At 71.0% G+C, this 14,741-nt stretch carries 16 protein-coding genes; 10 read left to right on the plus strand and 6 right to left on the minus strand.

Annotation, left to right across the window (positions count from 1 at the left end):
• Window positions 1-144 precede the first annotated feature (144 nt).
• The 4 genes from ACFW2E_RS20265 (at window position 145) to ACFW2E_RS20280 (ending at window position 4,198) form a co-directional block, all read left to right on the plus strand.
• Complete coding sequence (locus ACFW2E_RS20265; protein WP_384468261.1) at window positions 145-1,098, plus strand: ABC transporter ATP-binding protein; 954 nt, start codon at window positions 145-147, stop codon at window positions 1,096-1,098.
• Between the two features lie 3 nt (window positions 1,099-1,101).
• Window positions 1,102-1,872, plus strand: a complete 771-nt coding sequence (locus tag ACFW2E_RS20270) for an ABC transporter permease (RefSeq protein ID WP_384468263.1) — start codon at window positions 1,102-1,104, stop codon at window positions 1,870-1,872.
• A gap of 101 nt (window positions 1,873-1,973) precedes the next feature.
• The gene (locus ACFW2E_RS20275) at window positions 1,974-3,323 is read left to right on the plus strand and encodes an ATP-binding cassette domain-containing protein (RefSeq protein ID WP_384468265.1); all 1,350 of its coding nucleotides are present in this window, start codon (window positions 1,974-1,976) and stop codon (window positions 3,321-3,323) included.
• On the plus strand, window positions 3,320-4,198 hold the full coding sequence (locus ACFW2E_RS20280; protein ID WP_384468267.1) for an ABC transporter permease: 879 nt from the start codon (window positions 3,320-3,322) through the stop codon (window positions 4,196-4,198). Before ACFW2E_RS20275 ends, ACFW2E_RS20280 begins: the two co-directional genes overlap by 4 nt.
• Window positions 4,199-4,211: 13 nt before the next feature.
• Here ACFW2E_RS20280 and ACFW2E_RS20285 read toward each other — a convergent pair whose 3' ends face one another.
• Window positions 4,212-4,544, minus strand: coding sequence for an ATP/GTP-binding protein (locus ACFW2E_RS20285; RefSeq protein ID WP_384468269.1), 333 nt, complete (start codon window positions 4,542-4,544; stop codon window positions 4,212-4,214).
• 224 nt (window positions 4,545-4,768) lie between these two features.
• Between ACFW2E_RS20285 and ACFW2E_RS20290 the strand changes: the two genes are divergently transcribed.
• Entirely contained in the window at window positions 4,769-5,797 is a 1,029-nt protein-coding gene (locus ACFW2E_RS20290) for an LLM class flavin-dependent oxidoreductase (protein ID WP_384468271.1), read from the plus strand.
• 130 nt (window positions 5,798-5,927) lie between these two features.
• On the opposite strand, the gene ACFW2E_RS20295 is transcribed toward ACFW2E_RS20290, so the two are convergent.
• Window positions 5,928-6,320 carry an SCO5389 family protein gene (locus tag ACFW2E_RS20295; RefSeq protein WP_384468273.1) on the minus strand — a complete coding sequence of 131 codons (393 nt, stop codon included), beginning with the start codon at window positions 6,318-6,320 and terminating at the stop codon, window positions 5,928-5,930.
• A 298-nt stretch (window positions 6,321-6,618) separates the two neighbouring features.
• On the opposite strand from ACFW2E_RS20295, the gene nucS reads away from it, so the two are divergent.
• Window positions 6,619-7,290, plus strand: coding sequence for an endonuclease NucS (nucS, locus tag ACFW2E_RS20300; protein WP_384468275.1), 672 nt, complete (start codon window positions 6,619-6,621; stop codon window positions 7,288-7,290).
• 64 nt (window positions 7,291-7,354) lie between these two features.
• On the opposite strand, the gene ACFW2E_RS20305 is transcribed toward nucS, so the two are convergent.
• From ACFW2E_RS20305 to ACFW2E_RS20320, 4 genes are all read right to left on the minus strand, one after another.
• Complete coding sequence (locus ACFW2E_RS20305) at window positions 7,355-9,856, minus strand: ATP-binding protein (protein ID WP_384468277.1); 2,502 nt, start codon at window positions 9,854-9,856, stop codon at window positions 7,355-7,357.
• 265 nt (window positions 9,857-10,121) lie between these two features.
• On the minus strand, window positions 10,122-10,445 hold the full coding sequence (locus tag ACFW2E_RS20310) for an STAS domain-containing protein (protein WP_384468279.1): 324 nt from the start codon (window positions 10,443-10,445) through the stop codon (window positions 10,122-10,124).
• Window positions 10,446-10,621: 176 nt separating this feature from the next.
• Complete coding sequence (locus tag ACFW2E_RS20315; protein ID WP_384468281.1) at window positions 10,622-11,470, minus strand: 3-hydroxyacyl-CoA dehydrogenase family protein; 849 nt, start codon at window positions 11,468-11,470, stop codon at window positions 10,622-10,624.
• A 124-nt stretch (window positions 11,471-11,594) separates the two neighbouring features.
• On the minus strand, window positions 11,595-12,236 hold the full coding sequence (locus ACFW2E_RS20320; protein WP_384468283.1) for a TetR/AcrR family transcriptional regulator: 642 nt from the start codon (window positions 12,234-12,236) through the stop codon (window positions 11,595-11,597).
• A 90-nt stretch (window positions 12,237-12,326) separates the two neighbouring features.
• Here ACFW2E_RS20320 and ACFW2E_RS20325 point away from each other — a divergent pair, with 90 nt between their 5' ends.
• From ACFW2E_RS20325 to ACFW2E_RS20340, 4 genes are all read left to right on the plus strand, one after another.
• A complete protein-coding gene (locus tag ACFW2E_RS20325; RefSeq protein ID WP_384468285.1) occupies window positions 12,327-13,109 on the plus strand; it encodes an ATP-binding cassette domain-containing protein in 783 nt (260 codons plus the stop codon).
• Window positions 13,110-13,127: 18 nt separating this feature from the next.
• Window positions 13,128-13,877, plus strand: coding sequence for an ABC transporter permease (locus ACFW2E_RS20330; RefSeq protein WP_384468287.1), 750 nt, complete (start codon window positions 13,128-13,130; stop codon window positions 13,875-13,877).
• A 13-nt stretch (window positions 13,878-13,890) separates the two neighbouring features.
• On the plus strand, window positions 13,891-14,463 hold the full coding sequence (locus ACFW2E_RS20335; protein WP_384468289.1) for a cob(I)yrinic acid a,c-diamide adenosyltransferase: 573 nt from the start codon (window positions 13,891-13,893) through the stop codon (window positions 14,461-14,463).
• 54 nt (window positions 14,464-14,517) lie between these two features.
• Window positions 14,518-14,741 (plus strand): hypothetical protein (locus tag ACFW2E_RS20340; RefSeq protein ID WP_384468291.1); only part of this gene is annotated, 224 nt, incomplete at its 3' end.

Below are 14,741 nucleotides of genomic sequence, written 5' to 3' on the forward strand. Positions count from 1 at the left end.
GACGAGGAGCCGGTCTCCCGCGGGGTGCCGGCCCAGCAGTCCCGCTGACGCGGGGCGTACACCGGCCGAACGAGCTCGGAACTCGGGCGAAGCCTTGTGACACCGGGGTGGCAGAAGGCTTCGCCCCGTTCTAGCGTGGTCGCCATGATCGAGCTCGAGGGGCTGACCAAGCGGTACGGCGAGAAGGTGGCGGTCAACAATCTCTCCTTCACCGTCAGACCGGGCATCATCACGGGCTTCCTCGGCCCCAACGGTGCGGGCAAGTCCACGACCATGCGGATGATCCTCGGGCTCGACCACCCCACCGCCGGTGATGTCCGGATCGACGGCAGGCACTACGACCAGCTGAAGGACCCGCTGAGGTACATCGGGGCGCTGCTCGAGGCCAAAGGGGTGCACGGCGGGCGGAGTGCCTTCAACCATCTGCTGTGCCTCGCGCAGAGCAACGGTATTCCGAAGAGCCGCGTGGCCGAGGTGCTGGACACCGTGGGGCTGACGGCGGTGGCGAGGAAGAAGGCCAAGGGGTTCTCGCTCGGGATGGGGCAGCGGCTCGGGATCGCCGGGGCGCTGCTCGGTGATCCCCGGATCCTGATGTTCGACGAGCCGGTCAACGGGCTCGACCCCGAGGGGATCCACTGGATCCGGAACCTGATGAAATCGCTGGCCGCGCAGGGGCGGACCGTGTTCGTGTCCAGTCACCTCATGAGCGAGATGGCGCTGACCGCCGATCATCTGGTCGTCATCGGGCAGGGCCGGCTGCTGGCCGACACCTCGATGGCCGACTTCATCCGGCAGAACTCGCGGGCGTACGTCCGGATCCGCACCCCGCAGCGCGAGCGGCTGCTCGACGTGCTGCACGGGGCCGGGATCATGGTGGTCGAGTCCGGCGGCGCGGCTCTGGAAGTGGACGGCGGCAAGGCCGAGCAGATCGGTGAGCTGTCCGCCCGCAACGGGATCGTGCTGCACGAGCTGAGCCCCCAGCAGGCCTCACTGGAGGAGGCGTTCATGCGACTGACGGCGGAGTCGGTGGAGTACCACGCGCACGCCGACACCGGAATGGTCCCGCGGGAGTGGGGCTCCGACTGGAAGGGGGCCTGAGCCGTGGTGGTCACACAGGCCGTCCGGTCCGAGTGGACGAAGATCCGGTCCGTCGCGTCCACCGTGTGGACGCTCTCCCTCGCCGTGGTCGTCACCGTCGCCCTCGGCATGCTGATCTCGGCGCTGTCGAGGAGCCAGTTCGACAACATGCCCGCGCGGGAGCGCCTCTCCTTCGACCCGACCTTCATCAGCTTCGCGGGCATGACCCTCGGCCAGCTGGCGATGATCGTGTTCGGGGTGCTCGTCGTGTCGAACGAGTACAGCACCGGCATGATCCGCACTTCGCTGGCCGCCGTACCGCAGCGCGGCACCTTCCTGTTCAGCAAGATCATGGTGGCGACCGGGCTCGCCCTCGTCGTCGGCATGGTCACCAGCTTCGCCGCCTTCTCCCTCGGGCAGGCGATGCTCGGCTCCCACCGGACGGAGATCGGTGACCCCGGGGTGCTGCGGGCGGTCATCGGCGGCGGGCTCTACATGACCCTCATCGCGATGTTCTCGATGGGCGTCGCCACGATGCTGCGCTCGCCGATGCTGTCGCTCGGCATTCTCATGCCGTTCTTCTTCCTGATCTCCAACATCCTCGGCAACGTCGACGCGACCAAGAAGGTGGGACAGTTCCTTCCCGACCAGGCCGGCAGCCGCATCATGCAGGTGATTCCGCGACTCGACGACGACACCCCGTACGGACCGTGGGGCGGCCTCGGGATCATGGTGCTGTGGGTGATCGCGGCGATCGCGGGCGGGTATGCGCTGCTGCGGAAGCGGGACGCGTGACTTTACCTCCCCTTGAGCGGAACCGTCAGCGCCCGGATATCCTCCTAACCCTTACGGGGGCGTGTGCCCTGCTGTCCTGAACCTTTCGATGGGTGCGGAGCATGATCGAGGCTGTCGGCCTGACCAAGCGATACGGCGACAAGACCGCCGTGTACAACCTTTCCTTCCAGGTACGGCCCGGTGCCGTCACCGGCTTCCTCGGGCCGAACGGCTCGGGCAAGTCGACGACCATGCGCATGATCCTGGGTCTGGACAACCCCACCGCGGGCACGGTGACCATCGGCGGCTACCCGTACCGCAAGCTGCCCAACGCCCCGCGCCAGGTCGGTGCGCTGCTCGACGCCAAGGCCGTGCACGGCGGCCGGCACGCGCGCAACCACCTGCTGTGCCTGGCCCAGCTGTCCGGCATCCCGGCCCGGCGGGTGGACGAGGTGCTCGGGGTCGTCGGTCTGCAGGACGTGGCGAAGAGGCGCTCCAAGGGCTTCTCCCTCGGCATGGGCCAGCGGCTCGGCATCGCGGCCGCGCTGCTCGGCGACCCGCAGGTGCTGCTCTTCGACGAGCCGGTCAACGGCCTCGACCCCGAGGGCATCCTCTGGGTCCGGAACCTGATGCGGGCGCTCGCGGCGGAGGGACGGACCGTGTTCGTCTCGAGCCACCTCATGAGCGAGATGGCGCTGACCGCCGACCACCTCATCGTCATCGGGCGTGGACAGCTGCTCGCCGACATGAGCGTGAAGGACTTCATCTCCGCGAACTCCGCCGACTTCGCGCGCATCCGGACGCCCGACACCGAGCCCCAGCTGCGCGAGAAGCTGACGTCCGCGCTCACCGAGGCCGGCGGGCACGTGCTGCCGGAGCAGGACGGCGCGCTTCGGGTCACGGGACTCCCGCTCCCCCGCATCAGCGACCTGGCGCACGAGGCCGACGTACGCCTGTGGGAGCTGTCGCCGCACCAGGCGTCCCTGGAGGAGGCGTACATGCGGATGACGCAGGGCGCCGTCGACTACCGCTCGACCGTCGACCAGAAGGCGGGTCTCCAGCAGCAGCTGCCGCCCGGTGCCCAGCCGCCGATGCCGGTGCCGGGCCAGGGCCAGCCGGGCTGGTACGCCCCGCCGTCGCCCCAGCAGGGCGGCCAGCCGTTCGCCATGCCGCAGGGCGGGGCGCCCGCGGGCCCGTACGGCGCTCCGGGCGCGCCCAACCCGTACGGCGCACCCGCCGCGGCCCCCGGCGCCGGTCCGAACCCCTACGCGCAGGCCGCCCCGGCCGCCCCCCAGGGCCAGGCCCCGGCCCAGCCCGCCGCCCCGGCCGCGCCCGCGCCCGCGCCCGCGCCCGCGAAGCCTGCTGCCGAGCCCGCGTCCGAGGCACCGGCCCCCGTCGCCGAATCGTCACCGCAGCCGGCCGCCACCGGCGCCGCCCCCGCCGACCTGACCAAGCCCGAGGACGCCCGATGAGCACGCACCAGCCCCCGATGCCGCAGGCAGCCGCAGCCCCGACGAACTGGCAGCCGGCACCCGGCGGGACGTACCCCGGATACACCTCGCCGATCCCCGTGGTGCGCACGCACCTCGGACATGCGCTGGCCTCCGAGTGGACGAAGATCAAGTCCGTGCGCTCGACGATGTGGACGCTCGGCGTGTTCGTTCTGCTCGTCGTCGGCATCGGCCTCCTCGCCGGTGCGGTGGTCAGCAACTCGAGCTCCGACCTGTCCGGCGAGAACCCGCTCTCCCTCGGCTTCTTCGGACTGCTCCTGGGCAGCATGTGCATCATCACCCTCGGCGTGCTGACCACGGCGTCGGAGTACGGCACGGGGATGATCCGTACGACGATGACCGCCTGCCCCAGCCGGGGACGGGTGCTCGCGGCCAAGGCGATCGTGTTCTTCCTCGTCGCCTTCGTGGTGACGCTCGCGGCCGCGTCCTTCGTCGCCATGGTGCAGGCGTCCATGCTGGAGGGGAACCACGCCAAGACCCCGTCCGGCGGAGAGTGGCTGAAGGGCACCGTCGGCGTCAGTCTCTACATCGCCCTGCTCGGACTGCTCTCGCTGCTCGTCGGCTCGATCATCCGGCACCCGGCGGGCGCCGTCACGATCATGATCGGCGTCCTGCTGGCCCCGCTGGTGATCGCGCTGTTCATGTTCTCGTCGTCGCTGGAGACGGTGCGCGAGAAGCTGTTCCAGTACTCGATCCCGAACCAGCTGAGCGTCTTCTACTCCAACTCCCTCACCGAAACCGGCCCGTCCGGCTGGGACCCGCTGTGGATCATCCTGGGCGTGACGGCGGCCGTGGCGGCCGGAGCCTTCGCGCTGCTGCAGAGCCGGGACGTGTAGCCCGGGGCGGAGCTCAGAACCTCGGCGCGTTACGGGACCGCTGCACCCGCGTGGTGCGGCGGTCCTTCGCGTTCCAGCACGCCTTGTGCCAGTGGCGGCGGTCGTCGACGCCCGCGTGGTCCGGCCAGGCCACGACGTGCGGGACTCCGGAGGGGATCACCTGGTCGCAGCCGGGACAGCGGTACGTCTTGCCCTGGGCGCTCGCTCCGGCCACGTGCCGCACGTTCCACTCCTCGCCCTGCCAGCTCTCCATGGACTGCCAGCCGCCGTAGCGGCCGGCGCGGTCGTCCTCGGCGCTCCGGCCGGACGAGTCGGCTCCCTTGGGTCGGTTGCGACGCGGGGACACGGGACACCTCTCGGGGCTATACAGATTGCACGGGCGGTGTCCAGCCTACGCGGCGCGGACAGGGGTACGCGTAGGCCACCAACCCGCCCAAGTCCCCCTCCAGGGCGACCCGTTCTACAGACAATCCGCAAATCTCTTCGCCAGGCCGTGTCCTCGGCACGTGTCGGACGGTTATGCCGGGTGGGGGAGCTCCGCGTCGGAGCCGAGGAAGCAGGAAAAGAACCATGCACGTCGGAAGTTTTGTGCTGGCGGCCCAGTTCCCGGGCCAGGGCCAGGGGGAGGCCCTGCACCGGGCGGTCCGCTCGGCGGAGGTCGCCGAAGAGGCCGGGCTGGACACCGTCTGGCTCGGCGAACACCACTTCGTGCCGTACGGCACATGTCCCTCGGCGGTGACCCTGGCCGCCGTACTGCTGGGCCGCACCCAGCGTATCCGGGTCGGCACGGCGGTCAGCGTGCTGCCCACCGTGCACCCGGTCGCCCTGGGCGAACAGGCCGCGCTCCTGCACGTGACGAGCGGGGGGCGCTTCACGCTGGGCGTGGGGCGCGGCGGTCCGTGGGTGGACCTGGAGGTGTTCGGCTCGGGCCTGGAGGCGTACGAGCGCGGGTTCCCGGAATCACTCGATCTACTGGTCCGCTGGCTGCGCGAACCATCGGTCGCGGCCGCGGGGGAACGGTTCTCCTTCCGTGAGGTCCCCGTCGTCCCCCGCCCGTCGGAAGCGCTGACGGACACCCCGGGGCCCGAGGTCGTCGTCGCCTGCACCTCCCCCTCGAGCGTGCGCCTGGCCGCCGAGCGCGGGCTGCCCATGCTGCTCGGGATGCATGTCGGGGACGAGGAGAAGGCCGAGATGGTCGCCCTGTGGCGGCAGCACGCGCGCGCGGCGGGACGGCCGGCGGACGAGATCTCCGGCACGGCCCACGTCTCGGCGGGCGTCTGCCAGATCGCGGACCGGCGCACGGACGCGGCGGAGACGTTGCTGAAGGCGATGCCGGGCTGGCTGAAGCAGGGCCTGGAGGCCCATGTGACGGTGGACGGCCGCAAGCGCGCGATGCGCGACCCGCTGGCGTACACCGAGCTGCTCTGCGGACTGCACCCGGTGGGCACGCCCCGCCTGTGCGTCGACCGGCTCGCGGCGACCTCGGAGCGCACCGGTATCAACCGCTTCGCACTCCTCGTCGAGGGCTCCGGGGACCTGGCGGCGACGGAGGAGAACCTCCGGCGGCTGGGTGCGGAGGTGCTCCCCCACCTCCGCTGAGCGGACCCCGCACGGTGCTGGTCGACGCTCCTGCCGCGCGGAGAGCTTGCCGCCCCTGCACTGATTGCACCTCCCGCGTGTGGAGCGGCAAGCAAGCGGCTCACTGCGTCAGCAGTCCCGGAGCTCCGCGTCAGCAGTCCCGGAGCTCCGGGGACTGGTTCAGCAGCTGACTGCGCACCGAGGTGAAGCGGGCCACGGTCTCGTCGACCGAGGCGTCCAGCGGGAACACCGCCACCCGGTGGCAGTTCTGGAAGGCCAGCCGCACACCGAAGTGCCGTTGCAGCGCACCGCGGATGGCGTCACTCGCCAGCGCGCGCAGCAGCTGGCCCCGTGCCTGCTCGTCCGGCGGGGGCGTCTGGTTGTCGGCGAACTCTCCGCCGTCCACCTTCAGCTGGGCCACCAGGGAGCTGATCATCTCCCATGCGTAGGGCAGGGAGGTCCGGACGCAGTCGACGAAGGCAGCTTCGTCGACCTCGCCTCGCTCGGCCTGTTCGAGTAGGGCCGGTGAGACGTCGAGCGACATGGGTTCTCCTCTCGCACCCCCGACCAGCAGGGGTTGCCGGACAGATATGGGAGTTCGCGGTACCGAACACGCTGAGTGCATACATCGCGACCTCCCGTTTACTACGGTAGGCAACGGACGGTGACGGCACCAGGAGAATGCGTACATGGGCCGATCCCTTTGGGCACACAATCGGCCAGGGATGAACACGAGTTTCCAAAGCAAAAGGGGCGGCCCGAGGGGCCCCGGTTGAGGGTGGTGCCGGGAGACGTGTGGGCGAATCGCGTGGGTGGCGGTGCTTCGAGTAGCGTTGCCGACCATGCGTCTCGTCATTGCCCGGTGCTCCGTCGACTACGCCGGCCGGCTCACCGCCCACCTCCCCTCGGCCCCCCGCCTGATCCTGATCAAGGCGGACGGAAGCGTCTCGATCCACGCGGACGACCGGGCCTACAAGCCCCTCAACTGGATGTCGCCGCCCTGCACGCTCAAGGAGGGGTCCGGCGAGGAGGAGAGCGTCTGGACCGTCATCAACAAGGCGGGCGAGAAGCTCATCATCACGATGGAGGAGATCCTCCACGACTCCTCGCACGAACTCGGCGTGGACCCCGGCCTGATCAAGGACGGCGTGGAAGCGCACCTCCAGGAGCTGCTCGCCGACCGCATCGAAACGCTCGGCGACGGATACACCCTGATCCGCCGCGAGTACATGACCGCCATCGGCCCGGTCGACATCCTGTGCCGGGACGCCGAAGGGCAGACCGTCGCGGTGGAGATCAAGCGGCGCGGTGAGATCGACGGCGTGGAGCAACTCACGCGCTATCTGGAGCTGTTGAACCGGGATCCCCATCTCGCCCCGGTGCGCGGCATCTTCGCCGCCCAGGAGATCAAGCCCCAGGCCCGGGTTCTCGCCACGGACCGGGGCATCGGCTGCCAGGTCCTCGACTACGACGCGCTCAGGGGCATCGAGGACGACAAGCTGCGACTGTTCTGAGCGGCGCGTACAGCGGTGAGGGCCGGGTCCTGGACGAGGACCCGGCCCTTTCGCGGTGCGCGGCTCAGATCACCGACCCGGAGATGCTGCTCTCCGGCGCGCCCGCCGAGCTGCTGGACGCGGCGGGGGCGCTGGAGGCGGGGCCGCTGGCCGAGTCGGAGGTCGATGGGGTCGACGACGGTGTCGGCGTGGGCGTGGGCGTGACCGAAGGGGTCGGTGACGTGGTCGTCGGCTTCGAGGTGGACGGTTTCGGCGTCGGCTTCGACGACGACGGTTTCGACGTCGACGGCCTGCTCGTCGCCGGCTTGGACGGCGTGTGCGACGAACCGCCGCCGGACCCCTTCGTCCCGCTCGGGCCGTCCGACGGCTCGGCGGTGTCCGACGGGGGCGTCGGGTCGTCGGACGTGCCGTAGGTGCCGTCGGGGCCCGGGTCGGTCGGACGGCTGGTGGCCGTGCCCGTGTCGCCCTTGCTCCCGCTGTCCTTCGTCGGGTCCGCGCCGAGGCTGCCTTCGTCGGTGCCCTGGCTCGCGGACGGGTTGACGCTCACGTTGTTCGACGGGTCGTCGGCGCTGTCGTGGGACGTCATGCCGAGCGTGACCACCGTGCCGAGCACGGCGGCGAGCAGCGCGCCGGAACCGGCCGCGACGAGGTTGCGCCGGGCCAGGCGCCGGATCCCGCCGCCCTGGGGCTTGGGTGCCTGCGCCGAGCTCTGGTGGGTGACCAGCGTGTCGGCGGCGGGCGGCAGCGCGGGCAGGAAGGCTGCGGGGACCCCGCCCGGAGGCGACGCCGACTCCTCGTAGCGCGCGTCGGGCACCTCCTCGCCCGCCATGCCCCCCACCCCGGGCACGTCGCCCGCGCGATCGGAGACCAGGGCGAGGGCACGGCGGCCGGCGACGGTGCCGCGCTTGTCGGCGAGGCCGCCGCGCAGGCCGATGGAGGCCTCCAGCTCGGCGCGGGCCTGGCCGAGCTGTCCGCCGCAGAGCGCGTGTATGCCCGACTCGTGCTGGAAATAGGCCTGTTCGGATACCTCGTCGGCCAGCCGGGAGGCCTCGGAGCCGAAGCGCAGCGCCCGCTCCCAGGCGTTCCAGTGGAGGCCGGCGGCAAAGGCCGGGGCGGCCGTGCGGGCCAGCTGTACGGGGGCGCTCTCCTCGCCCTCGGCCGGGGGCACCGTGGTGGGTACCACGCGGCCCAGCGCGGCGAGCACGGCGTCGGCCTCGGCGCACACCCGCTCGGGGGTGACGGAGGGATGTCCGGCCCACCAGGCATAGTGCTGGGCCGCGGTGAGGGCGGCGCCCGCGGCGTCGTCGGCGTATCCGGCGGCCTCCAGCTGGGCCTGCACTCCGGCCGCGAGGCGGTAGCGGGAGCCGACCGGGGAGACCAGCCCGCAGGCCGCCAGTTCGCCGAGCGCGGCGTCCGCGTGGGTGTCGCCGACCAGGGCCGGCAGATGGGCCTGGTGCGGCACCTCGCCGTCGAGCGCGACGGCGAACTCCAGGGTGGCGCGGGCCGAGGCGCTGAGCCGGGAGGCGAGCAGCGGCGCGGGCGCGGCGGCCTCGCCGAGGGACGGCAGGGGTACGTCGTCGCTCCCGGCGGCGTCGCGGGGGGTGTCGTCGGCGGGGCCGGCGTCGGCGAAGACACCGAACTCGTCGACGGCGTCGGCACCGGCCCGCTGCCGGTCGCGCCGGCGCAGCAGGGCACCGGCCTGGACGAAGCGCAGGGGCAGGCCCTCGGACTCGAACCAGAGGTCGCCGGCCCAGTTGGCCTCGTCCTCGGTGAGGACGCGGCCCACGACGCGCTCCAGCAGGTCCACGCCGGCGGCGCGGTCCAGGCCGCCGAGGAAGACCTCCTCGACCGAGGAGTCGGTGGAGGGCGCGGGCACGCCGGGAGTGGCGCTGATCAGGAAAGCGCACTCGGGGGTGGCCTCGATCAGGTCGTCGAGTCCGGTGCCGCCGAACTCGATGTCGTCGAGGACGACGACCGCACCGATCTCGCGGACCAGTTCGCGCAGTTCGTCCTGGGCCGGCCGGTACAGGGGGGCGTTGTAGACGGCGTGGAACAGGTCGTACAGCAGGTCGCTCGCCGTGCGGTGGAAACCGGTGAGACGGACCACGCCGTCGGGGGCGAGGTCCGAGCAGTCGTCGGCGACGAGGTCGAGGAGAGCCGTGCGGCCGGAGCCGGCCGGGCCGGTGAGGCGCACGGAGCGGCCGCGGGCGAGCAGTCGTACCAGGCGCTCGCGCTCGTCCTGGCGTTCCAGGAGCGGCAGCGCGGGCTGTGCCGGTCCCGGTGGGACGGGCGGCCGGGCGGCGCGCTCGGTCTCGGCCCGCTCGGCCTCGGTGAACTTCTCGGGCCTGGCGGGCCGCTCCGCCGGCGGGCAGACCTCGATCTCGCTGCCGTCGACGGGATTGACGGTCAGCAGGAGGTCGCCCGAGACGAGCTGCACCGTGCGGGCGAGTGCGGGCTTGCTCTGGCCGAAGTCTGACGTGAGGGATTCCCGGGGCGGGCGCTGGCGCGGCGTGCCGCCGTCACCGTCCTGGCCGTACCCCTCGGGTCCCCGGTTGATCGGGTCCATAGGTTCCTAGCCCCCAAAAGCGTCGTGTGCCCGTATCCGGCCCCTCCCGGCCTGCTGCACACCGCGCTGTCGCTTCTGGTCCGGGCCCGCTCGAGGGTTGCTTGGCTGCGGGCGACCGAACCCTAAACCTTCGCACAGTATCTACGACAGTCCGGGGTGCCGCGCCGTCCGAGACGTCACAGTCTCGTGAGGATTGCGCGCGACGTGCGGTTCGGCGAGGTCCGACCCGGTCTCCCCGGCCCCCGGACCACATCCGTTCGAGGTGTCACACGCGGGGCAGCGACTCCACCCCGATGCCCCCTTCGATGGCCAGGATCCGGTGCAGCCGGGTGGCCACCAGCAGGCGCTGCATCTGCGGCGGTACGTCGCGCAGCACGAGGCGGCGGCCGCAGCGGCCGGCCCGCCGGTGGGCACCCATGATCACCCCTAGTCCGGTGGCGTCCCAGGAGTCCAGCTCGGACAGGTCGAGCACCAGGTCGCCGACTCCGCCGTCGACGGCCGAGTGCAGGACCGTACGGGCGTCCGCCGCGCTGCGGACGTCGAGGCGGCCCCCGACGACCAGCTCGGCGTGGTCGCCCCTGATGTACATATGCGCTCCCCGATGAGTGCGGTTCGTGCTCCAGGTACTCCAAGACGGTGCGTTGCAACGTCTGACTGCTTCAGCGGCGGCGAGGTTGCCGTCTGTAAGCGAACCGATACCGAATTCACCCCCAGGGGTGATACCCCTGGGGCCTGTGCGGTTTCAGCGGTGGTACGTACGTGATTTCAGTACGTGTAGAAGCCCTGCCCGCTCTTGCGGCCGATGTCACCGGCGTCAACCATCCGGCGCATCAGCTCCGGCGGCGCGAACTTCTCGTCCTGCGACTCGGTGTAGATGTTGCTGGTGGCGTGCAGCAGGATGTCGACGCCGGTGAGGTCCGCCGTGGCGAGCGGGCCCATGGCGTGACCGAAGCCCAGCTTGCAGGCCAGGTCGATGTCCTCGGCGGTCGCGACGCCCGACTCGTAGAGCTTGGTCGCCTCGACGACGAGGGCCGAGATGAGCCGGGTGGTGACGAAGCCGGCCACGTCCCGGTTGACGACGATGCAGGTCTTTCCGACGGACTCGGCGAACTCCCGCGCGGTGGCCAGGGTTTCGTCGCTGGTCTTGTAGCCGCGGACGAGTTCGACGAGCTGCATCATCGGCACCGGCGAGAAGAAGTGCACACCGACGACCCGCTCGGGGTGCTCGGTGGCCGCCGCGATCTTGGTGATCGGGATGGCGGAGGTGTTGGAGGCGAGCACGGCGTCCGGGCGCACGATCTTGTCGAGCGCGCGGAAGATCTCGTGCTTGACCTCGAGCTTCTCGAAGACGGCCTCGACGACGACGTCGGCGTCGGCGACGGCGTCGAGGTCGGTGGTCGCGGTGATGCGGGCGAGGGCAGCATCGGCGTCGTCGGCCTCCAGCTTGCCCTTGCCGACGAACTTGTCGTACGAGGCCTTGATGCCGTCGGTGCCGCGCCGCAGCGCCTCGTCGGTGACGTCGCGCAGGACGACGTCCCAGCCCGCCTGGGCGGAGACCTGGGCGATGCCCGATCCCATGAGACCGGCTCCGATGACGGCGAGCTTCCGTGCCACTCCGACTCCCCTTACACGCTGTTTACGTATGGCTCTTCGGCGGACGATAGCGGTCGTGAGGGGCTGTGTGACCGGTAAGTAATGCGCGTCACGTCTCATCTGACGGACATCACACCAGCAGGGGTCATTCCGAGTCTCGGACGGCGTAGTTGAGCACCTTTTCACTCAACACGTCCTCTATGTCGTCGAGGAGGACGAGCACTTCGCGTGACACTTCGTCCGGATTGCGCCCGGCAACCATCTCGCGGCCGATGCGGACGAACACGGTCTGATGGATCCAGCAGATCTGACCTGCGATCAGTCCGGGCAGCGGGTCGCCCGCCGCGGCCCCGGCCTCCTCGCGCAGCGCGGACTCCAGGTTGTCCTGGATCTCCTGCTGCAGGCTCCACAGCCGGGAGCGGAGCGGGGGCGCCTCGTGGATGACGCGCATGAAGCGGTCGTAACCCTCCATCAGGCCGACCCGCGGCGAGACCGTCTCGACCTCCTCGCGCAGTTCGCGCAGCACCGCCCGGGCGGCGGACTCCCCCGCGTCCCGGCCGCGCACCCAGCGCGGGAGCCGGTCGACCACCCCGGCGGAACGGTCGAAGAACAGGTCCTCCTTGGCCGGAAAGTAGTTGTAGACGGTGTTCACCGAGACGTCGGCCGCCTCGGCCACGTCCGCCATCGTCACCGTCACGAAGCCGCGCTCCAGGAACAGCCCCGTGGCGATGTCCGAGATGCGCTGCCTGGTCTCGCGCTTCTTCCGCTCCCTGAGCCCCTCTGCCATGCCCACATCGTAGGTCCGGGCCACAATCACTGGAGGCTCTGAAACTTTGGTGTCGTTGCAAAATTGGTGAGGCTCTGTTTTTCTGTGAGCATGGCAATCATCAGTACGGCCGGACTGGCCCGTACCTTCCGGACGAAGAACGGCCCGGTGGATGCCGTGCGCGGCATCGACCTGACCGTCCGCGAGGGCGAGATCCTCGGCTTCCTCGGCCCCAACGGCGCGGGCAAGACGACCACCCTGCGAATGCTGACCACCCTGCTCAGGCCGACCGACGGCGCGGCGACCGTGGCCGGCCACGACCTGGCCGGCGACCCGGCAGGGGTGCGCCGGGCGTGCGGCTATGTCGCCCAGTCCGGCGGCGTCGACGGACAGATCGGTGTGCGGGAGGAACTGGTCACCCAGGGGCGCCTGTACCGCCTGACGAAGGCCCAGGCCGTCGAGCGGGCCGCCGAACTGGCCCGCGACCTGGGCCTCACCGACCTCCTCGACCGCAGGACGTCCGCGCTCTCCGGCGGTCAGCGGCGCCGGCTGGACATCGCGATGGCCCTCACGCACCGGCCGAAGGTCCTGTTCCTCGACGAGCCGACGACCGGTCTCGACCCCGGCAGCCGGGCGGACCTGTGGGACCTGGTCCGCCGCCTGCGCGACGAGCACGGCACCACCGTCTTCCTCACCACCCACTACCTGGACGAGGCCGACGCCCTCTCCGACCGCCTGGTCGTCGTCGACGGGGGCGTGGTCGCGGCCGAGGGCACGCCGGGCGCGCTGAAGCTGGAGTACGGCGGCTCCATCGACGCCTCGCTCCAGGAGACGTTCCTCGCCATCACCGGTCGTGGGCCCGCCCCGGCCGGCACCGCCCCCGTCGCCGTCTAGAACTCGAGGACCGAGCCGATGCTTCTGCACGACACCGCACTCATCTACGGCCGCTATCTGCGCCAGTCCCTGCGCTCCCGCTTCGCGCTGCTCTTCGGCGTGCTGATGCCGCTGCTGTACCTCCTGTTCTTCGGCCCACTGCTCACCGGCCTGCCCCTGGGCGAACGGGGCAGTTCCTGGCAGGTGCTGGTCCCGGGACTGCTGCTCCAACTCGGCCTGTTCGGAGCCGCTTTCGCCGGCTTCACCGTCATCGTCGAGAACGGGCAGGGAGTGGTGGAGCGCATGCGCGTGACACCCGTCAGCCGCCTCGCCCTGCTGCTGGGCCGGGTGCTGCGCGACGCCACGGTCTTCGTCCTCCAGGCGGTGCTGCTGGTCCTCGCGGCACTGGTGATGGGCCTGCGCGCCCCGCTGCCGGGCGTGCTCATCGGGTTCGCGTTCGTGGCGCTGCTCACGGTCTCGATCGCGTCGCTGTCGTACGCGATGGCGATGAACGTCCGTACCCCGCAGGAGTTCGGGCCGGTGATCAACGCGCTGACGATGCCGTCGATGCTCCTGTCGGGCCTGATGCTCCCGATGACCCTGGCGCCGGGCTGGCTGGACGTGCTCTCGCACTTCGTCCCGTTCCGCTACCTGGTGGACGCGGTGCGCGACGCGTACGTCGGCCGGTACACGAGCGCGCACATGTTCTACGGCGTTCTGGTCGCGTGCGGCTTCACGGGACTCGCCGTGACGGTGGGCACACGCGTCTTCCGAACCGCCGGAGCGTAACTACGCTGGCCACATGGTCAATCTGACGCGCATCTACACCAGGACCGGCGACAAGGGCACCACCGCCCTCGGCGACATGAGCAGGGTCGCCAAGACCGACCTCAGGATCTCCGCCTACGCCGACGCCAACGAGGCGAACGCGGTGATCGGCACGGCGATCGCGCTGGGCAACCTGGACGAGGAGATCGTCAAGGTCCTCACCCGTGTCCAGAACGACCTGTTCGACGTGGGTGCGGACCTGTCGACGCCGGTGGTGCAGAACCCGGAGTTCCCGCCGCTGCGGGTCGAGCAGTTCTACATCGACAAGCTGGAGGCGGACTGCGACCGCTTCAACGAGAAGCTGGAGAAGCTGCGCTCCTTCATCCTCCCGGGCGGCACGGCCGGCGCCGCCCTGCTGCACCAGGCCTGCACGGTGGTACGCCGTGCCGAGCGCTCCACCTGGGCGGCCCTGGAGGTGCACGGCGAGGCGATGAACCCCCTGACCGCGACCTACCTCAACCGCCTGTCGGACCTGCTGTTCATTCTGGCGCGGTCGGCGAACAATGCCGCGGGCGACGTCCTCTGGGTCCCCGGCGGCGAACGCTGAGACAACCCGGCGGGGGAGCATCGGCGGGGCCTGGCCGGCTGCCGGAGGAACAGGATGCGGCTCGCGGCGGCGGTCACGTCGACGCCGATCAGCCACGCCACCCTCAGCCGCCCCGCCCGCGGCGTACCGGTCCCACCGTCGTCGCCGACGTGCCGGACCGTGGCCTGGAGCAGGGCGACGGCCACCACGGACGCCGGGATCCAGCGGCGCCGGGCCGGGCCCGAGGGGGGGGGCGCGCGCGCGCCCCCAATACGGGCGGGGCCGGCCCGCGGGGCCCC

Source organism: Streptomyces sp. NPDC058964, from assembly GCF_042741275.1.
Classification (GTDB): Bacteria; Actinomycetota; Actinomycetes; order Streptomycetales; family Streptomycetaceae; genus Streptomyces.